The sequence below is a fragment of the Legionella beliardensis genome (assembly GCF_900452395.1).
GTDB classification, from domain to species: domain Bacteria; phylum Pseudomonadota; class Gammaproteobacteria; order Legionellales; family Legionellaceae; genus Legionella_C; species Legionella_C beliardensis.
The window spans coordinates 1379530-1401762 of sequence record NZ_UGNV01000001.1; the positions used below are offsets into that span (position 1 = coordinate 1379530).

A 22233-nucleotide genomic window follows, 5' to 3' on the forward strand; every position below is an offset into this window, starting at 1 on the left:
CTATGCAAGAAGTACCTAGTTTTTTTGATTTCGCCTCGCTTTCTACACAAGAAGTTGCCAACTTGCTTGCGCAATTTAATGTGCGCTTGACTGTGGATGAAGCACTTTTTATCCAAAATTCACTCCTTAAAAGACCGCCAACGTATGCTGAATGTATCCTTTGGTCTATACAGGGATCTGAGCATTGCTCATATAAAAGTAGTCGTAAGTACTTAAGTCAGTTTGTTACCACAGCGCCGCATGTTATTTTAGGGCCAAAAGAAGATGCGGGTATTGTCGCCGTTGCTACCGATAATCAAGGCATTCGTTATGGCATAGTAGTTAGCCATGAATCGCATAACCATCCCTCACAACTTGTACCCTATGAAGGGGCGGCAACAGGGGTAGGAGGTAATGTGCGCGATGTTGCTTGTATGGGCGCGGAAGTGATTGCGGTTGCTGATAGTTTACGTTTTGGTGATATTAATAAAGCTAAAACGAATTGGGTTACGGAAGGTGTGGTACATGGTATATCAGGTTATGCAAATCCACTAGGTATACCGAATCTTGCCGGCGATACGTATTTTGATGACGCTTATAATGAGAATTGCTTAGTTACCTTAGTTACCTTAGGCGTTATTCGAGAAGATCACGTTATTCACTCTTATGCGCCACCTAATGCTGAAAATTATAAATTTATTTTAGTCGGCAAACCCACTGATAATAGTGGTTTTGGGGGTGCTGCTTTTGCCTCAGCTAATCTAGATGTAGCGCAACAAGAGGAAAATAAAGGCGCTGTGCAAGAGCCAAATGCCTTTCTACAGCGCCACATTCTTAAAGCAAATTATGCATTATTTGCATGGCTTCGTGAGCAACATTTAATTAATAAGGTCGGTTTTAAAGATTTAGGTGCAGGCGGTATTGCATGTGCCTCAGTTGAGTTAGCTGATGCTGGTGGTTATGGTGCAGAGATTAATCTTAATCTTGTACCTACTAGTATGTCAGAATTATTACCAGCTGTTATTTTATGTTCTGAAACGCAAGAGCGTTTTATGTGGGTTGTTCCTGAGCATTTAGTGCCCATTGTCTTAGAGCATTATAATCAACGCTTTGCATTACCTGAGATTTGTGAAGGTGCAGGCGCTACAGTAATAGGCAGTTTACGCCATGATGGCCTCTACGTGGTGACTTATGATGGACAAGAAATCGTTTCAGCACAGGCTAAGGATATTACGCGTGGTATTGTCTATGATAGGCCTCATAATTATCAACAACCAAATAACCTTGAGCCAAAGAATTTGCCTACAAGGGATTTAAATGACACGTTGTTGCAACTGCTGAGCCACGAAAATATTGCTTCATGCGCACCCATTTATGAAATGTATGATAAGCAAGTGCAAGGTCGTTCAGTGATAGAACCAGGCAGTGCTGATGCAGGCGTCATGGCGCCTTTTAATGAGGATAAATATCCTATTGAAATACGTATGACCGGTGTTGCTTTATCCTTAGATCACAATCCTCGCTATAATAAGATTGATGCTTATTGGGGTGCTGTTAATGCTGTACTGGAATCAGTACGTAATGTGATTGCAGTTGGTGCTTGGCCTTTATCATTAACTGATTGTCTTTGCTTTGGTAATCCCGAAAAGCCACAACAAATGGGTGAATTTGTTGCATCAATAAAGGGTATTACAGATGCATGCAATGCAGTTAAATGGCCAGCTAATCCTGACGTAACCTTACCTATTATTTCCGGTAATGTTTCACTCTACAATGAATCTGAGCAAGGTGCTATTCCTCCTAGCCCAATTATTAGTTGCTTAGGTGTTATAAGTGATTATCGCAAAGCGCTCACTTATGACTTAAAACAACCTGATTCTTTATTACTACTAATTGGCGAGCGGCGAGATGAGTGCGGCGGTAGTGTTTATTATCAATTACACAATGAGCTTGGTAATGAGCTACCTAAACCGGATTTAGCCACATTTACGCAAGAAATCACTGCAGTTTTTACAGCAATTGAGCAAGAATTAGTTTTATCAGCGCATGATATTTCTGAAGGTGGATTAGCGGTTAGCCTTGCTGAAATGAGTTTTAAAAATAATATTGGTGTGACCATTGAAATACCGGGCAGCTTAGCGGAGGAAAAAAAGCTTTTTTCAGAAAGCGGTGGGTTTATTCTTGAAATTTTGCCTGCTAACTTGCCAGCTGTTACCACTATTTTTAGTGATTTTGCAGTCCCTTATATTGTATTAGGTAAAACGACAGCAGCGCCAATTCTTAAAATGAATAGCAAAATAGATTTAGCAATTAGCCAGGCAAAAGCAGCATGGCACAATGGTTTACGGGAGAAACTGACTTAATGGCAAGTATTGATTATAAAGCAGCAGGTGTCGATGTTGACGCAGGTAATGAAGCTGTACGTAATATTAAAAAAGCAGTAGAGAGCACTTTCTCACCGCAGGTCCTAACGCCTATCGGCAGTTTCGGTGCTATGTATGATCTTAAACCACTATTAGAGCAATATGATCACCCGGTCTTAGTACAGAGCATTGATGGTGTTGGTACTAAAATGATGGTTGCTAAAATGATGCAAAAATTTGATACCATCGGAATTGATTTAGTCAGTGCAACGACTAACGATATTATTGTAATGGGTGCTAAGCCCCTCACGCTTTTAGATTATATCGCCAACGATAAGTTAAAACCTGAAGTCATCGAACAAATTGTAAAAGGAATAGTGGCAGGCTGCCTTGACAATGATATTGCGCTTGTCGGTGGTGAAACTGCTGAAATGCCAGGTACTTATTTACCTGGCGAACACGATTTAGTAGGTATTATTACCGGCGTTGTTGAAAAAGAAAAAGCCATTTTGGGGAAGGATATTAAGGAAGGCGATGTAGTGGCTATGTTTCCATCCAGTGGGTTGCATACCAATGGCTACTCCTTAGCGCGCAAGTTACTCTTTGATACTGCAAGATTTACCGTTGAATCTTATGTTGATGAGCTAGGCCAATCGATTGGTGAACAGTTGTTAACCCCGCATATCAATTACACGCAGCCTGTTTTAAGCACCTTGCAACAGGGCATTGCCATTAAAGGAATGGCACATATTACCGGTGGCGGCTTATTAGAAAATATTCCTCGTATTTTACCTAACAACTGTGCCGTAGAAATTTATAAAAATAAAATTCCTGAACAACCATTATTTAGGTTATTACGCAAACTGGGTAATTTAGACGATAATCAAATGTATAAGACATTTAATATGGGTGTAGGTTTAGTGTTATTTTTATCAGCAAAAGATTTCGAATTAATGTCTAAATTTCTACAGATTGAATTTCCTTCATTTCCACTTTATGAAATTGGCCAGGTTATTTTAGGTAAGCCAGAGGTAAAATTGTTATGATACGCATTGGGCTGATTCAATTTCCAGGATCAAATTGTGAGCGTGAAACGGCATTAGCAATTAAGCGTGCTGGGATGCAGCCAGTTGAGTTTTTATGGAATGAGCCAATTTCTAAGCTTAAAGAAATGGAAGGGTATGTACTGATTGGTGGCTTTTCTTATGAAGATCGCTCGCGAGCAGGCATTATTGCAGCACTTGATCCTGTTATGCGCGAAATTAAAATACAAAGTGATGCCGGAAAACCGGTACTCGGTATTTGTAATGGCGCCCAAATTTTATTAGAAGCAGGCTTAGTTCCTGGCTTAACGGATAGCAATAATAAAATTGCCTTAACTGAAAACAAGCGCGTAAAAGATGGAAAAATCTTAGGCATAGGTTTTTATAATGCTTGGGTTAATGTGTGCTTAACTAAGCATTATCAGAAAAATAATGCATTTACCCGCTATCTTTCTGAAAATGATACAATTCATCTGCCTGTAGCGCATGCTGAAGGGCGCTTTATTATGCCTGTCGAATTTTATCAAGAACTTAAACAGCAAGGTTTAAATTTACTGCAATATTGTGATGAGCAAGGTGAAATTATTGATAATTTCCCAATAAATCCTAATGGCTCAATAGATAATATTGCTGCTATTAGTAATGTTGCAGGTAATGTGATGGCGATGATGCCGCATCCGGAGCGCACCACAAATGGTGATGTCTTTTTCCACTCCATGCGTGATTTTATCATATCCACGCCCTTAGCACACAAGCTTGTCGCGAAACCTATTCAAAGAAATGTAGCAAAACCGCCGCCATTTGCACCAACAATTGAACATACTCAGTGTGTTGTTAAATTAATTATTACAGACAATCAAGCATTAACAGTGCAAAAAACATTACAGAAATTAGGTATTCCTGTTACGGTAAATCGTTTTGTGCATTGGGAAATTAGCCATGATTCAGCTGCGATATTAGAGCAGATAAAAAAAAGCGGGGTTTTATACTGTGATCGCAAAGAACATGAAGTTAGTTTACCTATGGCTGCAACTGACGCTGATTATTTTTGTTTAGTGCGTGCGAAGGAAGACTTAGTTGGGCAGCGCGCTAAGCAAACGTTAACCGAGCATTATTCTATTTCAGAGGTCAAGTCTATTAAGCATAGTATTTTATGGCACTTCAGCAGTGACTATGGAAATATCGATTCATTAATGGATGAAATTTTATTAACTAATATAATTGGGAATCAATACGCTCATGAGTTCTTCAGCTATAACCGATAATTATCGCAATAAAATTCGCACAGCTTTGCCATTTTGCCTCAGTAAAACTAATTTTCCGTTTGCTAAAGTGCAAGCAGGTAAGGTACGAGATACCTATGACTTAGGTGATAAGCTCATGCTAATTACCACCGATCGTCTAACTGCCTTTGATAGACCCCTTGCTTTAATTCCTTATAAAGGGCAAGTTTTAAATCAAACCAGCGCTTGGTGGTTTGAGCAAACTGCATCTTTGGTGCCTAACCATGTAATAGCCGTGCCTGATCCAAATGTGCTGATTGCTAAAAAATGTGATGTTTTTCCTATAGAATTTGTGATTAGGGGTTATATTACCGGTACGACTAATACCTCGTTATGGACGCAATATAAACAAGGCGTTCGCGATTATTGTGGCATTACTTTTCCAGAAGGGCTGAAAAAAAATCAAAAACTTGATAAGCCTGTTTTAACACCAACCACTAAAGAAAAAGTTCATGACCGACCAATTGCACCTAAAGATATTATTGCTGAAGGTTGGATGACGGAAGAGGATTGGCTGGAGGCAAGTGATTTAGCCATGAAACTCTATGAAAAAGGTGTTGAGCTTGCTAAGCAGCAAAATTTAATATTAGTTGACACCAAATATGAATTTGGCCGCGACCAAGATGAAAAAATTATTGTCATTGATGAAATCCATACACCTGACTCAAGCCGCTATTGGCGAGCAGACACCTATGAGCAATGTTTTGCCGAAGGAAGAGATCCTGACAATATTGATAAGGAATTTTTACGCCTCTGGTTTGCAAAAAATTGCGATCCTTATCAAGATGAAACCCTACCAGAAGCGCCAACTGACTTAGTTGAAGAGCTCTCAGCGCGCTATATTCAACTGTATGAGATGATAACAGGTCAATCATTTCATTTTATTGAGCAAAATGAACCTATTGAAGAAAGAATTTTGCGTCATGTAAGCCGTTATATAAGTTAACTAATTTATTAAAATAATATAGTTCACCGTTACATGGATACCGCGTATAAAGCGCGGTACGTAGAGATAGGGTTGTTATTTCATAGCAAGTAGCCTGGGTGAAACAAAGTGAAACCCGGGTTCCGGCCCTATGGGCCTACACCCAGGCTACATTTATTTGGCATGGAGTAAAATATAAAAACCGAATTACCGCGGCTTGACCGCGGTATCCACCGATGTGACACGAATCTTATGATTAAGTCATAGTTTTTCGGTTGGAATAAGTAACAGGTAGAAACTCAGAAGCCTAGTTTATAGACTAGACTGTCTGATAAAGACTAGAAATTTAGCTTGCTAATTGTTTAAGGTATTAAAACATGTGCGGTATTGTTGGTATTCATAGTCATAAAGCTGTTGCGCCTGAGTTATATGAAAGCTTGATTCATTTACAACATCGTGGTCAGGATGCCGCTGGTATTTTAACTTCTGATCAACGTTTTTATCATAAATACGGTTTAGGACTTGTTAGAGAAATCTTTAATGCTGACAATGTACTGCCTTTAAAAGGCAATGTTGGCATTGCTCATACCCGTTATCCCACTGCCGGTGGCTATGGCACAGCAGATGTCCAACCACTCTGGATTGGTAGCCCACGTGGCATATCTCTTGCCCATAATGGTAATTTGACCAATTACCCTGAATTAGCAGAAGAAATTAGTAAGCAACATCGCCACTTAAATACCTCACTTGACTCTGAAGTATTATTACTTGTTTTTGCAGATTTGCTAGCAAATAGCCCTGGCTTTATTGATAATGATGAGCAATTCTTTGACGTATTATGCAGGGTGGTTAGCTTATTATTCGCTAAACTAGAAGGTGCATATTCAGTAGTTAGCGTCATTGTTGGTAAAGGTTTAATTGCTTTTCGGGATCCACATGGCATCCGCCCTTTAGTGTTAGGTACACGTGAAAATGAAGATGGCACAACTGACACTATTTTTGCATCTGAGACAACGCCTTTTTATGCCTTAGGTTTTAACCCACAAGGCGATATACTGCCCGGTGAAGTTGCTTACGTAAATAGTCAGGGCAAGTTATTTCGTCGTGTGGTTAAAGCAGCGGAATTTAGACCGTGTATTTTTGAATATGTTTATTTTGCAAGACCTGATGCCACCATTAATGACATCAGTGTTTATCGGGCACGATTACGAATGGGGCAGAATCTAGCCTGCCAGTGGAAAAATAAATACCCTAATCTTATACCCGATGTAGTGATACCTGCACCATTTACAGCCAATACGGCAGCGCTTTCTTTTGCACATGAATTAGGCGTACGCTATTCAGAAGGACTTTATAAAAATCCTTTTATTGGCCGTACGTTTATTATGCCGAATCAAAGTGTTCGTACAAGTAGTATTCGTCATAAATTAAACCCACAACGTACTGAAATTAAAAATAAAATTGTACTTATTGTGGATGACAGTATCGTTCGTGGCACCACCTCACGAGAAATTGTTAAAATGGTTCGTGAATTTGGAGCTAAGCAAATTTATTTTGTATCAACTTCTCCACCGCTTATCAATCCTTGCTTCTATGGTATAGATATTCCATCGACCAAAGAATTAATTGCTGCCAACTGTACAGAAGATGACATTGCTAAATTTATTGGTGTTGATGCGCTACTTTATCAAACGAAAGAAGATTTAATTGAAGCTGTCACGCGTCGCAGTCAATATAAGATTAATAAAACCTGTATGGCTTGTATGGATGGTGATTATTTTTGTAGCAAAATTACTCCAAATAAAATGCAGGAAATGGAAATTTATAGAGAAAAAGCTCGTCATAAAAATAGCGAAGACATAGAGGATTAATTACGTAATGAATATTCTTATTATTGGCTCAGGCGCACGTGAGCATGCCATTGCTAAAGCATTAGCTTATTCTAATCAAAAGCCACATTTATATTGTTTTGCTACCTCACTTAATCCAGGTATAAGGGCTCTTTGTAAACACTATGTTGTTGGCGATATTACTGATGCTCATGAAGTGATTAACCAAGCGACTTTATGGCATATTGATTTAGCAATTATTGGGCCTGAAGCACCCCTTGAGCAGGGCATAGCAGATGAGCTATGGCAAATGGATATTCCAACGATTGGGCCTAAAAAAGCGTTGGCACAAATTGAGACAAGCAAGCAATTTGGCCGTGATTTAATGCACAAGTATTCTATTCCTGGCTTGCCAAAATACAAAAATTTTAATTCTTTAGATAATATTGCTGAATTTATAAATGAATTAGGTCAAACAAATTATGTTATCAAAGCAAATGGTTTAATGGGTGGCAAGGGTGTTAAAGTGGCTGGAGAGCATCTACAGTCTGTGGGTGAAGCATTAGCGTTTGCCAAAGAAATTTTAGGTAAAAAACAAACACTTATTATTGAAGAAAAATTAATTGGCCAGGAATTTTCTTTTATGTGTTTTGCTGATGGGAAAAAGCTAATCCCTATGCCGTTAGTGCAAGATCATAAACGAGCTTATAATGGCGATAAAGGCCCAAACACGGGTGGCATGGGCAGTTATTCTGATAGCAATCATAGTCTCCCTTTTCTGACATCCAATGACTTAAAAGAAGCCTTGCAAATCAATCAGCAAGTTTTTACAGCACTCAATAAAGAATGTAATCAAGCTTATATTGGTATTTTGTACGGCAGTTTCATAGCGACTAAACAGGGCGTCTTTGTCATTGAATTTAATGCGCGTTTTGGTGATCCAGAAGCATTAAATGTTTTATCTATTTTAGAATCTGATTTTTTAGTCATTTGCCAGCACTTGGTTATGGGGGATTTAACTCCTGAACAAGTGCAATTTAAAAAGCAAGCTACCGTATGCAAATACGCGGTACCTGAAGGTTACCCAGATAGCCCTTTAAAAAATTTCCCAATTGATTTTGCAGCCATAGATAATAAGCAACACCTTTATTTAGCTGCTGTGGATGAACAAAACACAGGTACGGTTACTGCAACAGGCTCGCGTACAGCTGCTTATGTTGGTATTGCAGATACCATTACTGCTGCTGAGCAGCTTGCCGAAAAAGCCATGGCGCAAATTAAGGGCCCTTTATTTCATCGCACTGATATTGGGACAGCGCCATTGATTGAGCAACGTGTTAATCATATGAAAAGGATTCGCAACGCATGATTCGCTTAGGCATTCTAGGTTCAACACGAGGTACTAATTTATTAGCCTTAGTTGAGGCAATCAAGAACAAAAAACTTAATGCGTCGATTGAAATCGTCCTTAGTAATAAACCTGATGCTCTTATTTTAGACAAGGCAGCGCAGTTTGGCTTGCCGTCACAATACCTTTCTTCAAAAGGCTTAAGCCGGGAAGAGTTTGATCAAAGATTAACAGATTTATTAAAAATTAATCAGGTTGAACTTATTGTTTTAATTGGTTACATGCGTATTTTATCCCCAATATTTATCCATAATTGGCGAAATAAAATTATTAACATTCATCCTTCTTTATTGCCTGCTTTTGCAGGGCTGATGGATTTAGATGTTCATCGTGCCGTATTAGCTGCCGGTGAGAAGCAAAGTGGCTGTACCGTACATGTTGTTACGGAAGAAATTGATTCAGGACCGATTATTTTACAAAAACAATGTGATGTATTAGAGGAAGATACGCCAGAAGAGCTTAAAGCGCGTATTCAAGACCTGGAGGGCGCTTTATTAGTTGAAGCAATTACGCTTATTTCTCAACAAAAAAATAATTAATTTAGGAAAAGTTATGACAAAAGCACGAATAGCAATCTTAATGGGATCAAAGTCAGATTGGCCTTTGATGGAGGAAGCTAGCAAAATTCTTGATACTCTAAATATTCCTCATCAAGTACGCGCACTTTCAGCTCATCGAACGCCGGATGCCTTGTTTGATTATTTAAAAGCTGCTGAGGAAAATGGTGTTGAAGTATTTATCGCAGCAGCTGGCGGAGCTGCTCATTTACCAGGGGTAGTGGCAGCTAAAACAACGCTGCCTGTGTTAGGCGTCCCCATTCCTTCATCTACTTTTACCAATGGCTTAGATGCTTTATTATCCATCGTGCAAATGCCAGCAGGTATACCTGTAGGAACACTAGCAGTAGGTAAGGCAGGAGCGATAAATGCTGCATTATTAGCAGCGAGTATTTTAGGGAATAAGTACCCCGAGTATCAGCAAGCTGTTAAAAAATATCGCGCTGAGCAAGCGAAGAAGGTTTTAGATAATTCAGTGATTAAAGAATAGTATAAGATAAAAGGGCGGTAAACCGCCCTTTATTAAACAATCTTAACGACGTGTGTCATCAATGTCATATTGACGCCAATCGTTTTCTAACTCAGAGTAGTCACGGCTTGGGTCGCGACGAACGCCCATAACGATACCACCTGAACGCACACCTTCTTCGTAGCGACGAGCTTTATCTTCTGGGATACCCCAACCAGCTAATGCGCCAATTAATCCGCCAGAAAGGCTGCCAGCACCAGCGCCAGCAAGACCTGCAGCAATTGGGCCTGCGATAACTAAGCCTAAACCAGGAATAGCTAAGTTAGTGCCAATCGCAGCAATTGCGCCTAACGTAGCGCCTACAATACCACCTATTGCGCCACCAACACCCATGCCTTCTTTCATGCGGTTGTCATCAGCGCCATTATTCATTGTAGAGTCATTGTCTAAGTCTGATTGGCTTGCACCGGTGCTTGCTCTAGCAATATCAGAATTATAATATTTACTGCGTGTGTCTTCTGACATGATCACATTAATATCTTTAGGGTCATAACCACGATCAATGTAGGAACGGTAAGCTCTTTCGGCAGAGTCTTTATCTTGAAAGTAACCTGTTAGCATTGAGTCATTATGATGAGAGCGAGAAGTATCGCGATTCATCCCTTCATTACGATCCATATAATTGTCCATGTCTCTCTCCTAGATTTAAGTTACAATTAAACATAGACCATAAATTGTAATTCTGCAAATTTTTATTCAAATTCAATAAGTTTAATCAAAATACTTTTAATACGGTTGACGGTCAGGCTCACTGGTGTAAAATCGGGGCACTTTGCAGTAATTTATTAATGACCAGTTATTGGAAGGAAAATTTATGCAAGGAACGGCCGAAAATAATAAGGCATGTGATTTAATTTTATTTGGTACAAAAGGTGATCTTGCAAGCCGAAAGCTTTTACCAGCCCTTTATCAACTGGAAAAGCAAGGTTTGTTACATCCGCGCACGAATATCATTGGTGTTGCACGCGATGCTTTTAGTAAAGACCATTACCTTGAATTTGTAGCAGAGATATTAGAAAAATTTATTAATGAGCCCTTTGATACAGTTGTTTGGGAGCGGTTGCAACAAAAGTTGCATTATGTGCAAATCGATCTTACACAGATAGCAGACTATAATAAACTTAAAGAGTTTACTGATCCTGAAACGCGTGTTGCTGTGAGTTATTTTGCCACTTCGTCTTCGTTATTTGGACCTATATGTCAAGGGTTAGCTAGTGTTGAATTAACTCATGAACCTGCTCGCGTTGTTGTAGAAAAGCCTATTGGACATAATCTAGCCTCTTCTATTGCCATTAATGACCAAATTGCACAGTATTTTAAAGAAAGTCAAATTTATCGTATCGATCATTATTTAGGCAAAGAAACGGTATTAAATTTATTAGTATTGCGCTTTGCCAATGCGATTTTTGCAACCAATTGGGATTATAAAGCCATTGATCATGTGCAAATTTCGGTTGCCGAAGAAGTAGGGGTTGAAGGGCGCTGGGGCTATTATGACAGCGCAGGGCAAATGCGTGACATGGTACAAAACCATCTTTTACAGATTTTAACTTTAGTGGCAATGGAGCCCCCCCTTAGCTTAGACGCTAATAATATTCGTGATGAAAAACTCAAAGTACTCAAGGCGTTAAGGCCAATTAATTTAGAAAATGTTCATGAAATGACAGTCCGCGGCCAATATACTAGTGGTTTTGTTGCGGGCAGAACAGTGCCTGGGTATTTAGAAGAAAATGAAGCTAAGACAAGCACCACTGAAACATTTGTAGCATTAAAAGTATATATTGATAACTGGCGTTGGGCCGGCGTTCCTTTTTATTTGCGCACCGGTAAGCGTATGCCTAGAAAATACAGTGAAGTATTGATTTCATTTAAACCACAGCCACATAATATATTTCACCAAACGTATAAACATTTAAAAGCAAATAAGTTAATCATCCGCTTACAGCCTGATGAAGGTGTTGAAATCCAAATCATTAATAAAGTTCCAGGCTTAGGTGAAACGATGTTATTACAGCAAAGCAAACTAGATTTAAGCTTTGATGAAACATTTAAAACACAGCGAATTGCTGATGCTTATGAGCGCTTATTATTAGAAGCGATGCTAGGCAATCAATGTTTATTTGTGCGCCAAGATGAGGTAGAAGAAGCTTGGAAATGGGTTGATAGCATTCTTGAGGCTTGGGAAATTTATAATGAACCGCCAATATCTTATCAAGCTGGCACATGGGGACCGGCAGCAGCAACCTCCTTATTAGCTCGCGATGACAGAAATTGGGATGAGTAGTATGCATATACAGCAGTTTAATGATACTGATAGTTTAAATGATTTTCTTTGTAAAAAATTGCAAGCTATTTTAGCGGAGGCAATAAAAAGTCGCGGCCAAGCTTATTTAGTTGTCTCCGGTGGTAAGACGCCTGCGCCTTTATTTAAGCAACTCTCAGAAATCGATTTAGAATGGGATAAAGTAACTATACTTTTAGCAGATGAGCGCTGGCTACCTTCGTCTAGCGAAGATAGCAATGAAGGGATGTTAAAGCGCAATTTATTGATTAATAAAGCAAAAAAAGCAAGTTATATTAGTTTGCTTACTAACGCAGAAAGCCCTTATCAAGGTGTTCCAGAAATTCAAGATTGCCTGAGTCATTTACCACAATTTGATGTTGTGATTTTAGGCATGGGAGAAGATGGGCATACGGCGTCACTTTTTCCCTGCAGCAACGAAATCGAAGCTGGGTTGACTGATTTACATTCAGCAGTCATTGCAGTTACGCCAACAACAGCGCCTTATGAGCGTATTTCGTTAACAAAAAATCGGCTAATAAATAGTCGCTTTATTTTTCTACATTTAGTAGGAGAAAATAAATTAGCTGTGCTTAAGCAGGCAATGGCAGGCCAAGATGCTACTGCTATGCCCATCAGGGCTTTTTTGCACCATCCTTCTACCGATGTGCAAGTGATGTTTGCACCACAGTAAGTTAATACGATAGGATTTTATGAATAACGTAATTAAGCAAGTCACCGAGCGTATTATTAAACGAAGCACTGAAAGTCGCTCGCATTATTTGGCTCGTATAGAAAAAGCTCGCTTAAAAGGCCCTCATCGGGGCGCTTTACATTGTGGCAATTTAGCACATGGCTTTGCTGCCTGCCGAGAGGGCGATAAGCTGGTGATGCGTGCATTAGTACAGCCCAACATTGCCATTGTTTCTGCTTATAATGATGTTTTGTCTGCCCATAAGCCCTATGAAAATTATCCAATTTTGCTCAAAGAAGCTGTTAGCAAAGTAGGTGGTATCGCTCAATTTGCTGGTGGTGTTCCTGCTATGTGTGACGGGGTAACGCAAGGCCAGATGGGTATGGATTTAAGCTTGATGAGCAGAGACGTTATTGCTTTGTCAGCTACTATCGCTTTATCACATAATTTATTTGATGGCGGACTAATGCTTGGCATTTGTGACAAAATCGTTCCGGGTTTGTTAATCGCTGCCTTAACGTTTGGGCATTTACCTTTTGTTTTTGTACCAGCAGGGCCCATGCCGTCGGGGATTTCTAATAAAGAAAAAGCACGCATCCGACAATTATATGCAGAAGGAAAAGTCAATAAAGAGGCATTACTCGATGCAGAAGCAGCTTCTTATCATACTTCGGGAACATGTACTTTTTTTGGTACAGCTAATTCTAACCAGCTGATAGTAGAAATGATGGGTTTGCATTTACCTGGTGCATCATTTGTTAATCCGGAGGCTCCACTACGCCAGCATCTTACTGACGCTGCCGCCGAGCAAGTAATGACATTAACTGATTTAGGTGACAATTATTTACCTATTGGCCATTTAATTGAGGCTAAATCTATTGTTAATGGCATTATTGGTTTATTAGCCACAGGTGGTTCTACTAATCATACTATGCATCTTGTTGCCATTGCGCGAGCTGCGGGCTTTATAATTAATTGGGATGATTTTGCTGATTTATCAAAAGTGATTCCGCTTGTTGCGAAAATTTATCCGAATGGAAGCGCTGATATTAATCAGTTTCATCGTGCCGGTGGCATGGCTTATTTAATTCGTACTCTATTAGACGCTGATTTATTACATGATGATGTGCATACGGTAGTAGGTTATGGGTTACACCGCTATACAGAGCAACCTGTGTTGCGTGATGGTCGCCTACATTGGGTAGAGGGGCCAAATACGCCTTTAGATGATGACGTGCTCCGATCAGCTAATAATCCCTTTAGTTCACATGGCGGGTTAGAGGTTTTGTCAGGTAATATTGGGAGAGCAGTTATCAAAACTTCTGCTTTGCATGAAAATAATTTAGTTGTTCAAGCGCAAGCCGAAGTATTTACAAGCCAGGAAGAATTTATAACTGCTTTTAAAGAAGGGCGATTAAATAAAGATTGTATTATTGTTATTCGCTTCCAAGGTCCTAAAGCTTGTGGAATGCCCGAGTTACACCAGTTAACCCCCCAATTATCAGTATTACAAAACAAGGGCTATCGGGTTGCTTTAGTGACAGATGGACGTATGTCAGGCGCTTCAGGAAATGTACCAACAGCATTACATGTAACGCCTGAAGCCTTAGATGGCGGCGCTATTGCTAAGATTCAAACGGGTGATCTTATTTTGCTTGATAGTAAGCAAGGTATTTTACAGCTTCTTATTTCAGAAGATGAATTAGCCCAACGAAAACCAGCAAAATTCGATACCTCGAGCTATTATGTAGGTATGGGGCGTGAACTGTTTGGCTGCCTACGTACGCAATTAACTGGTGCTGAGCAGGGCGCTTGTAGTTTGTTTGTTACAGAGGATTACCTACAATGAGTACACAACAACTTGCTCTTGAGGCATGCGCCTATGCTATTGTTGCCGATATTGGAGGTACAAATGCACGCTTTAGTTTAGTCGACTTAGTCAATCTTACGGTAGATAAGGTAGCTGTTTTTCCTTGCGCAAATTTTCCAAACTTAAAAGACGCATTAATTTACTATCGTACAATGCATGATTTATCTGAGATAAAGCATGCGACCATTGCTATTGCTTGTCCAGTGATTAGCGATAATGTGGTGATGACTAATTGCACTTGGAATTTTTCAATTAGTCAATTGAAAGACGAGCTTGGATTTAGCCACCTACAAGTATTAAATGATTTAAGTGCTGCAGCAATGAGTTTACCTATTTTAACCGCTGAGGAAAAAGTACAAATCGGTTCTGGTGAACCTGATCTGACTAAGCCCATGGTGATGCTTGGAGTAGGAACAGGTTTAGGGGTGGCGCATCTAATTCCAACATCTTCTTGTTTTATGCCTTTATCAGGTGAAGGTGGGCATACAGCTTGGGCAGCTCAAAGTGAACAAGAATGGTTTATTCAGCGCTTTTTGATGAATAGATTCGGTCATGTTTCTTCTGAACGGCTATTATCAGGGCCTGGGTTAGAAAATTTATATTTAGCCATCGCTGCTTATCAAGGCTTAACTATTTCCCCTCTACCAGCGGCAGAAATTGTGCGCTTAGCACTAAATAATGAATCGACTTTAGCAATTGCTGTTGTTGAGCAATTTTTTGCAAGCTTAGGAAGTTATGCTGGTGATTTAGCCTTAAAATTATGCACTTTTGGGGGCGTGTATATCACAGGTGGCGTTGTACCTAAGCTCTTATCCTTGATGGAACAGAGTGAATTTAGAGCGCGCTTTGAAACCAAAGGCCGGTTTAGCGCGTTAAATAAACAAGTACCTAGCTATGTGGTTACAGCAAAACACCCAGGGTTAGTGGGTGCGGCTCTTTACTTAAAGCAAATTATGGAAAGTGAGTAGTATGTCATTAAATAATAGGGCATCATTGCCTCCAGAGGTCTTATTTTCACAGGGGCCTATTATTCCCGTCTTAGTGATACGCCATCTTGAAGATGCAATACCTTTAGCCACTGCTTTAATTAGTAGTGGCATTAGTCTCTTGGAAGTGACCTTAAGAACGGCAACTGCTTTAGAGGCTATTCGTCTATTAAGGCTAGAATTTCCTGATATAATCATAGGCGCAGGAACAGTTACCTCGCCGGCACAATTAGAGCAAGCCATTCAAGCAGGTGCTCAATTTGCAATTAGCCCTGGCTTAACACGCGAATTATTACAGGCAGGTAAGGACTCGACAATTCCATTAATTCCTGGTATTGCTAGTATTTCTGAACTGATGGAAGGACTTCAATTTGGTTTTAATCATTTTAAGTTTTTTCCAGCTGAAGTTGCAGGCGGGATTGCTATGCTAAAAGCCATTTCTGGGCCATTTCCAAACGTTCATTTTTGTCCTACAGGTGGTATTAATGAACATAACTTTTTAGATTACTTAAACCTCCCTAATGTGTCTTGTGTTGGAGGTTCATGGATCGTTCCTGATGAAGCAACAAAAACAAAAAATTGGGAGAAAATTAAAATGCTAAGCTCAGCGGCTATAACACAAGCAATCAGCGCGCTAGGTAAATTTGTACTACAGAAAAACTAAAGCATTCAGGTAAAAGTATTTAAAATGATTGACGTTACTTAACTCTCAAAATTTTAATGTTGATAATAAATCTACATAGGTCTTCTATAAAACTAAACTTATGAATTAGTATCTTCATACTAAATTGCGTTATTTAGTATTGTTTTGACTTAAGTATTGAAGGTTTGAATAAAGATAAGGAATAAATATGGCTTGGTTGGTAGCGGTTATTGGATCGGTAGCAGGCTTTTTATTTGGTTATGATGAAGGAATCATTGCTGGTTCTTTAGATCTGGTTAAAAATCACTTTTCACTTAGTCATACCCACGTTGGTATTATGACATCAGCGCTTCCTTTTGGTGCTTTATTTGGCTCAATGTTTATTGGCGCTTTAATCGCTTCACGTTTTGTTAAATACTTAGGTAGACGTACCACGTTATCGTTTAGTGGCGCTTTCTTTCTCCTAGGTGCTTTAGGTGCTGCATTTGCTACTACTGAATTAATATTAATAACGTCTCGTTTTATTCTAGGTCTTGCAATTGGTATTGCCGCCGTGACTACGCCTTTATATTTAGCAGAAACAGCGCCTGTTAAGCTGCGAGGTGCAATGGTCGCAATTTATCAATTAGCAATCACAATTGGTATTGTTTGTGCCTATGCTGTTAACTATTTACTTATTGAACAACAAGCATGGCGAGTTATGTTTGCTTCCAGCGCAATACCAGCCTTAATTTTAATGGTCGGTATTTTATTTTTACCTGAGTCACCCCGTTGGTTATGTTGTGTCGGTCTTGGATTCAACAGATTAGTGCAACTTTTGTATATAAAAGAGGCAGGATAAGAGAGTAAACTTCCTGCTGTTTTAGTACAGGAGTTGTAAATGAGTTACAAGCATTTGGATTATCTCAAGCGGTGTAAAATTCAAGCGTTTGTGCATGCAGGTTATACGCAGCAACAAATAGCCGATGAGCTAGGGGTCCATAAGTCAACGATTAGTAGGGAGCTTAATCGTAATCTAACCTTTATTCGCACGCGCTTAGGATATTGGACCTATAAGGCAAATTACGCGCAGAAGTATGCGGATGATAGGCAACGAGATAAGCCCAAGTACATCAAAGTCAATGAGGAGATTAAGCAGTTTATTAGGGAAAAGATAAGCCAGGACTGGAGTCCTGAACAAATTAGCGGCTATGCTAAACGCAAGCAGTTATTTAGCTTAAGTCATGAGTGGATTTATCAGTTTATTTTAACGGATAAAAAGCACGGCGGTAGCTTATTTAAACACTTAAGGCATCAACAAAAGAAGTATCGTAAGCGCTATGGTGGCCCTAAACGTCAAGGGCCAATTAGAAACAGGCGATTCATTGATGAAAGACCTAAAATCGTTGATGAAAAAGCGCGAATTGGTGATTGGGAGATTGATACCCTTATTGGCAAGAATCGTAAGCATGCTGTCGTTTCAATCGTTGAACGAAAGACTAAGTTTACTATCCTTAAAAAGGTTAACCAGAAAACCGCTGAAAACGTAAGCTTAGCCACGATAGATGCTTTAAAACCATATACCAACTCGGTTTTATCCATTACAGCTGATAACGGCTCTGAATTTGCTTATCATGAGAAGATAACCGAGCAGTTAAATTCCGATTTTTTCTTCGCTCATCCTTATTCATCTTGGGAACGTGGACTTAATGAAAATACCAATGGATTGGTACGACAATACTTAAAAAAAGGCGCAAGCTTTGAATCCATAACTGATGAACACTTAAAAGCAATTATGGAAAAATTGAATGACAGACCTAGAAAAACATTAGGCTTTAAATCACCAGCTATGTTATTTTTACCGCAGACAGCTGATGAAGAAAAGGTGGTTGCATTAGCTTGTTGAATCCGCCGGTAAACATAATTTAGCGTTAAACGCTTTAAAGAGATTGCGGGCTGGAAAGTCTGTGGAACAGGAATTAAATGACATAGAGGTAACTTTAGCAAGAGAGCCTCACGGGGATAAAAATTGGCGGTTACTCTTTCAGAAACCCTTACTGCCCGTATTACTTTTAGGCGTTACCTTATTCTGTTTACAACAGCTAAGCGGTATTAATGTAATTATTTATTATGCGCCAGAGATTTTTAAAAACTTAGGTTTTACTAATACGACTGGACAAATTTTAGCGACAATGGGTATTGGCCTAGTTAATCTACTAGTAACAATAATTGCTATATTTTGTGTCGATAAAATTGGTAGGCGTAAATTACTATTAGTTGGTTTCATTGGTACTTTTTTAAGTTTAACGGCGTTAAGCTTTTTCTCTTTCTATCAGACCGCATCGTTGGCTTATTTATCTGTATTATGTTTAACAATTTATATTTTTTCCTTTGCTATTAGTATTGGCCCTATTCCTCATATTGCAATGGCAGAAATTTTTCCACTTCATGTTCGTGGAGCTGGTATGGGACTATCATCGATGAGTAACTGGGGCTTTAATACGTTGATGGTATTTAGCTTTCCTATTTTGTATAGCCAAATTGGTATTGGCTTTACCTTTTTATTATATGGGATCATTTGTTTTCTAGGCTTTATCTATACGTATTATTGGATGCCAGAAACTAAAAATATAAGCCTTGAAGCGATTGAACGTTATTTAATGAGTAATAAGCCCTTACGTTATTTAGGTAGGCCGCAAGAAGACATTAAAAGTAACGTAGAGCAAGTCGAGTTGACGTCTATCATTTAATTTTCTACAAGCAAAAAATTCAGCTGATTCCGATTACTGCGTCGATAGTAACCGGAACCAGCAGTTCTTAAGATAAGTATCTTAACAATTAAATCGTAGCAATCATTGTAGCTAGTTTTTCACGCACTGCTAAAGCCCGCAATATAGAAACATAGCTCCAAGTTAGAGAATAAGCGCCTTGTTGCGCGCCTGTATGACGATTAATTTGTTCGCTAATGTATAGTGTTGGCGCATATTCTTTAATTAAACTTAAATAGCCGTCGCCTTGCCCCATATAAGAAGACAGCTTTGCTTTATTGTTTGCTGGGAGCATTGTGCCTAATGTGTAGTAGTATTCTGCCATGGTTGCTGTAAGAATAAACCAAGGATTACCTTCACCATTTCCATAACCATCATAAATGTCATCGATGTAGCGGCCAAATAAGATAGCATCGCTGTGATTATCATTGATTGGATAAGCTTTAAACTGCTCTTTTAAAGCCAGAGCCGTGTTTTTTATATAATCATTAGTTGGTGCAAACACATTATCATGCGTATTACCTAAGAGCGTGGCTAAAATGACTGATGAATCTAGCTCTTGTGTTTTTTGAGGGCCTGGGTGAGGAGGGCGGGTTGCCTGGATGGTTTTATGACTGTTATCAATGAATTGATTAAGATCCTCGGTAATTAGCTTTGCTTGAGTTTCATAATATTGTGCTTTTTGGTCATCACGAAGTTCGCGTGCAAATTGTGCGCCCTCGATTAAAGCTTTTCTTTGTACCATTTCAGTAAAGAAATGATGGCCATAAACTTCTTCCCATAAATCAAAGTTATTGTCTTGCCAATGTTCGGCAACAAAATCTAAGTCTGTTTTGATAATGCCTGGCGATGCAGATAGGTTATTTTTATTATAAAGATGTGCATTTACATAATCCATTTCCTTATCTTTTAATAAAACTTGGGCAAAATGAATGAATGTTAATGCTCTAAGTGCGGGGCCATCATGTTGCGGGCGCCCCCAAGGGCCGTCATAAGGAAAGCCGTTTAAATAAAATTTAGGTTCCCCCAGAATGTGCTGATCAGGCAGAGAATCAATTTGATTTTGAACTTTTTCAGTCCAACTTACATAATTTAAAAGCCTCGTTTTATCTTGAGCGCTATGGGTATTTTCATACCACGACTCCACTAAGCTCATCGTAATAGCAGCATCACGAATCCAGTCAAAGTAGTAATTAGGATAAATTTGAGAAGGAGAGGCTACTACAGCACCTTCTTCATTAATGTTAGCAAGAAAATTTTCTTTAAGTGTTTCAATTTCAGCAGTAGAAAAAACAGCCGCATAGCTTTGCCAGGACAACATGCATAAGCTTAAAATTAAACTCCTTTTCATTAAAACTCCTAGTATAGTTTTTAGCCTAAGCAGAATAGCTTAACGTAAATGAAAAAATCAAGTGATACCTAGACTTTAGAATAAGCGTCTCATTGATATACAAACTTATAAGATATATATTTAGCACATTACCAAAAATGATTTGTCTAACCCTTAGAATCAATATGAACACAATTTAAAAGAGTCTAACCACGCCAGAAATTATTCTGCACCATGTAGTGTATTTATATGCGAACTCATTTAAAAAGAACAATTAGGGTAAATTAATTAGCTGTTTTAATAGTTGTCTGATAAATTTAAAGATAAGCTATATGCAAAAGGATTGAACATGCAAACGCGACATTGGAACCAGCATCATATACAGCAGTGCAAGCAAACGTTTTCACAAAGCTTCTATACCGAAACGTCGCTTCTTAATGCATTTAGCCAGGATTTTGGTAAGTTAATAACATCTGATCCTAACGCCGTATTTATTCCAAAAAATGTTGACGAGATACAACAAATTGTCACCTATGCCAATAGCAATGGTTTGCCTATAACCATCCGTGGTAATGGGTTGAGCCAGTGTGGGCAATCTCTCGTAGTTCCAGGGGGGATCGTATTAAATACGGCTGAATTAAATGCTGTTCACCACCAAAATGAAAAAACAATTTGGGTAGATGGAAATACTAGCTGGGCTGCATTAATTGAAGCATCACTGCAGCAAAATAAAATTCCCTATGTTATTCCTTATAATTGTGGGTTATCGGTAGGTGGTGTACTGTCAGTAGGTGGAGTAGGGGCTGCTTCCTTCAAGTACGGTTGCGCTATAAATCATGTGCAAGCCTTAGAGGTAGTCACAGCAGATGGCGAACTTCAGCAGGTTAAATCAGGTTCACCATTATTTCAGGCTTGTTTAGGGGGACAAGGGCAGTTTGGTATTATTACGAAAGCTTGTATTGCATTACGACCTTGTGAAAAACAGGTAAGAACATTTTTTTTAACCTATTTAGACGAGAAGCAATGGCTTAATGATTTAACTGAATTGCAACAGGCTGCAGATTACCTAGAATGTTTTTGCTCCCCGGCAGTTCAAGGTGCAAAGCTAACTAACCAAGGTAGGCGACCTTTTGCCCAATGGTTATTTGCTGTGCATATTTCTATGGAATACACGGGTTCTGCCCCGGAGCTTAGTGATATTTGCCAACATATAAAGCCATGGAAAGTCTTGCATCAACAAGATGAGTCTATTGAATCTTATCTACACCGGCATGATGGTCGATTTCAATTAATGAAGTTGACTGGGCAATGGGAATTACAGCATCCTTGGTATGAATGTTTTGTATCTAAGGACGTTTTATTTGAAAATTTTACGGATTTCTTAGCCACCTTACCGCTACACTATGTTCCTATTTTGCAACTTGTTCCTATTGCATCTAAAAACTCAAACGGGTTTTTAATGCTACCTGATGAAGATGATGTTTTTGCCGTTATGATTTTAAACCCGGGCTTGCCTGCAGCACTTATTCCTAGTTGTTTAGAAACCATTGATGCGCTAGATAAAAGATTTTTACTTAAAGGCGGAAAACGCTATTTATCCGGCTTTTTAGGTAAAGACTTAAATAGTAATTACTGGAAAAATCATTTTGCTCAGCACTACGATGACTGGGTCGCTTTAAAACGGCGATATGATCCTAAACAATTGTTTCAATCAGCACTTCACAATTGGCTATAGAAAGGCACTATTTTTGAATTAAATGCTTAAG

At 39.0% G+C, this 22233-nt stretch carries 17 protein-coding genes and 2 pseudogenes; 17 read left to right on the forward strand and 2 right to left on the reverse strand.

The genetic code is table 11. The features are described 5' to 3' along the window. The first annotated feature begins 2 nt into the window (after positions 1–2). The 8 genes from purL to purE all read left to right on the forward strand — a co-directional run bounded on the left by purL (position 3) and on the right by purE (position 9877). Positions 3–2342 carry a phosphoribosylformylglycinamidine synthase subunit PurL gene (purL, locus tag DYE47_RS06140; RefSeq protein WP_115302425.1) on the forward strand — a complete coding sequence of 780 codons (2340 nt, stop codon included), beginning with the start codon at positions 3–5 and terminating at the stop codon, positions 2340–2342. Further along, a complete protein-coding gene (gene purM, locus DYE47_RS06145) occupies positions 2342–3388 on the forward strand; it encodes a phosphoribosylformylglycinamidine cyclo-ligase (protein ID WP_115304027.1) in 1047 nt (348 codons plus the stop codon). Before purL ends, purM begins: the two co-directional genes overlap by 1 nt. After that, positions 3385–4650 (forward strand): phosphoribosylformylglycinamidine synthase I, encoded by a 1266-nt coding sequence (gene purQ / locus DYE47_RS06150; protein WP_115302426.1) that lies wholly within the window; start codon positions 3385–3387, stop codon positions 4648–4650. Before purM ends, purQ begins: the two co-directional genes overlap by 4 nt. Further along, positions 4625–5614, forward strand: a complete 990-nt coding sequence (locus tag DYE47_RS06155; RefSeq protein ID WP_115302427.1) for a phosphoribosylaminoimidazolesuccinocarboxamide synthase — start codon at positions 4625–4627, stop codon at positions 5612–5614. The genes purQ and DYE47_RS06155 overlap by 26 nt, the downstream gene beginning before the upstream one ends. Before the next feature lie 356 nt (positions 5615–5970). Then, positions 5971–7464, forward strand: coding sequence for an amidophosphoribosyltransferase (gene purF / locus DYE47_RS06160; protein ID WP_115302428.1), 1494 nt, complete (start codon positions 5971–5973; stop codon positions 7462–7464). A 7-nt stretch (positions 7465–7471) separates the two neighbouring features. Then, positions 7472–8791 carry a phosphoribosylamine--glycine ligase gene (purD, locus tag DYE47_RS06165; protein WP_115302429.1) on the forward strand — a complete coding sequence of 440 codons (1320 nt, stop codon included), beginning with the start codon at positions 7472–7474 and terminating at the stop codon, positions 8789–8791. After that, positions 8788–9369, forward strand: coding sequence for a phosphoribosylglycinamide formyltransferase (gene purN, locus DYE47_RS06170; RefSeq protein ID WP_115302430.1), 582 nt, complete (start codon positions 8788–8790; stop codon positions 9367–9369). Before purD ends, purN begins: the two co-directional genes overlap by 4 nt. A gap of 13 nt (positions 9370–9382) precedes the next feature. Continuing rightward, positions 9383–9877, forward strand: a complete 495-nt coding sequence (purE, locus tag DYE47_RS06175) for a 5-(carboxyamino)imidazole ribonucleotide mutase (RefSeq protein ID WP_115302431.1) — start codon at positions 9383–9385, stop codon at positions 9875–9877. A 42-nt stretch (positions 9878–9919) separates the two neighbouring features. Here purE and DYE47_RS06180 read toward each other — a convergent pair whose 3' ends face one another. Beyond that, a complete protein-coding gene (locus tag DYE47_RS06180; protein ID WP_207385170.1) occupies positions 9920–10546 on the reverse strand; it encodes a hypothetical protein in 627 nt (208 codons plus the stop codon). A 184-nt stretch (positions 10547–10730) separates the two neighbouring features. On the opposite strand from DYE47_RS06180, the gene zwf reads away from it, so the two are divergent. The 8 genes and pseudogenes from zwf to DYE47_RS06220 form a co-directional block, all read left to right on the forward strand. After that, positions 10731–12200, forward strand: a complete 1470-nt coding sequence (gene zwf / locus DYE47_RS06185; protein ID WP_115302432.1) for a glucose-6-phosphate dehydrogenase — start codon at positions 10731–10733, stop codon at positions 12198–12200. Then, positions 12193–12891: a 6-phosphogluconolactonase gene (gene pgl, locus DYE47_RS06190; RefSeq protein ID WP_341273384.1), complete on the forward strand. Its 699-nt coding sequence runs from the start codon at positions 12193–12195 to the stop codon at positions 12889–12891. Before zwf ends, pgl begins: the two co-directional genes overlap by 8 nt. Before the next feature lie 19 nt (positions 12892–12910). Beyond that, positions 12911–14740: a phosphogluconate dehydratase gene (edd, locus tag DYE47_RS06195; RefSeq protein ID WP_115302434.1), complete on the forward strand. Its 1830-nt coding sequence runs from the start codon at positions 12911–12913 to the stop codon at positions 14738–14740. Then, entirely contained in the window at positions 14737–15729 is a 993-nt protein-coding gene (glk, locus tag DYE47_RS06200; RefSeq protein ID WP_115302435.1) for a glucokinase, read from the forward strand. Before edd ends, glk begins: the two co-directional genes overlap by 4 nt. 1 nt (position 15730) lies before the next feature. Then, complete coding sequence (locus tag DYE47_RS06205; protein ID WP_115302436.1) at positions 15731–16411, forward strand: bifunctional 4-hydroxy-2-oxoglutarate aldolase/2-dehydro-3-deoxy-phosphogluconate aldolase; 681 nt, start codon at positions 15731–15733, stop codon at positions 16409–16411. A gap of 187 nt (positions 16412–16598) precedes the next feature. Beyond that, positions 16599–17180 (forward strand): annotated as a pseudogene (locus tag DYE47_RS06210) (MFS transporter); the annotation flags it as partial. 90 nt (positions 17181–17270) lie between these two features. Continuing rightward, positions 17271–18275 carry an IS30 family transposase gene (locus tag DYE47_RS06215; RefSeq protein ID WP_115302438.1) on the forward strand — a complete coding sequence of 335 codons (1005 nt, stop codon included), beginning with the start codon at positions 17271–17273 and terminating at the stop codon, positions 18273–18275. 1 nt (position 18276) lies between these two features. Beyond that, a pseudogene (locus tag DYE47_RS06220) lies at positions 18277–19119 on the forward strand (MFS transporter); the annotation flags it as partial. Positions 19120–19207: 88 nt separating this feature from the next. Here DYE47_RS06220 and DYE47_RS06225 read toward each other — a convergent pair. After that, positions 19208–20488: a glycoside hydrolase family 15 protein gene (locus DYE47_RS06225; RefSeq protein ID WP_115302440.1), complete on the reverse strand. Its 1281-nt coding sequence runs from the start codon at positions 20486–20488 to the stop codon at positions 19208–19210. 328 nt (positions 20489–20816) lie between these two features. Here DYE47_RS06225 and DYE47_RS06230 point away from each other — a divergent pair, with 328 nt between their 5' ends. Further along, positions 20817–22202 carry an FAD-binding protein gene (locus DYE47_RS06230; RefSeq protein ID WP_115302441.1) on the forward strand — a complete coding sequence of 462 codons (1386 nt, stop codon included), beginning with the start codon at positions 20817–20819 and terminating at the stop codon, positions 22200–22202. The last annotated feature ends 31 nt before the right edge of the window (positions 22203–22233 follow it).

What these genes read in the sequence shown, in the direction of transcription:
- purL (WP_115302425.1), top strand. Translation starts at nt 3, where the DNA reads ATGCAAGAAGTACCTAGTTTTTTTGATTTCGCCTCGCTTTCTACACAA.
- purM (WP_115304027.1), top strand. Translation starts at nt 2,342, where the DNA reads ATGGCAAGTATTGATTATAAAGCAGCAGGTGTCGATGTTGACGCAGGT.
- purQ (WP_115302426.1), top strand. Translation starts at nt 3,385, where the DNA reads ATGATACGCATTGGGCTGATTCAATTTCCAGGATCAAATTGTGAGCGT.
- DYE47_RS06155 (WP_115302427.1), top strand. Translation starts at nt 4,625, where the DNA reads ATGAGTTCTTCAGCTATAACCGATAATTATCGCAATAAAATTCGCACA.
- purF (WP_115302428.1), top strand. Translation starts at nt 5,971, where the DNA reads ATGTGCGGTATTGTTGGTATTCATAGTCATAAAGCTGTTGCGCCTGAG.
- purD (WP_115302429.1), top strand. Translation starts at nt 7,472, where the DNA reads ATGAATATTCTTATTATTGGCTCAGGCGCACGTGAGCATGCCATTGCT.
- purN (WP_115302430.1), top strand. Translation starts at nt 8,788, where the DNA reads ATGATTCGCTTAGGCATTCTAGGTTCAACACGAGGTACTAATTTATTA.
- purE (WP_115302431.1), top strand. Translation starts at nt 9,383, where the DNA reads ATGACAAAAGCACGAATAGCAATCTTAATGGGATCAAAGTCAGATTGG.
- DYE47_RS06180 (WP_207385170.1), bottom strand. Translation starts at nt 10,546, where the DNA reads ATGGACAATTATATGGATCGTAATGAAGGGATGAATCGCGATACTTCT.
- zwf (WP_115302432.1), top strand. Translation starts at nt 10,731, where the DNA reads ATGCAAGGAACGGCCGAAAATAATAAGGCATGTGATTTAATTTTATTT.
- pgl (WP_341273384.1), top strand. Translation starts at nt 12,193, where the DNA reads ATGAGTAGTATGCATATACAGCAGTTTAATGATACTGATAGTTTAAAT.
- edd (WP_115302434.1), top strand. Translation starts at nt 12,911, where the DNA reads ATGAATAACGTAATTAAGCAAGTCACCGAGCGTATTATTAAACGAAGC.
- glk (WP_115302435.1), top strand. Translation starts at nt 14,737, where the DNA reads ATGAGTACACAACAACTTGCTCTTGAGGCATGCGCCTATGCTATTGTT.
- DYE47_RS06205 (WP_115302436.1), top strand. Translation starts at nt 15,731, where the DNA reads ATGTCATTAAATAATAGGGCATCATTGCCTCCAGAGGTCTTATTTTCA.
- DYE47_RS06215 (WP_115302438.1), top strand. Translation starts at nt 17,271, where the DNA reads ATGAGTTACAAGCATTTGGATTATCTCAAGCGGTGTAAAATTCAAGCG.
- DYE47_RS06225 (WP_115302440.1), bottom strand. Translation starts at nt 20,488, where the DNA reads ATGAAAAGGAGTTTAATTTTAAGCTTATGCATGTTGTCCTGGCAAAGC.
- DYE47_RS06230 (WP_115302441.1), top strand. Translation starts at nt 20,817, where the DNA reads ATGCAAACGCGACATTGGAACCAGCATCATATACAGCAGTGCAAGCAA.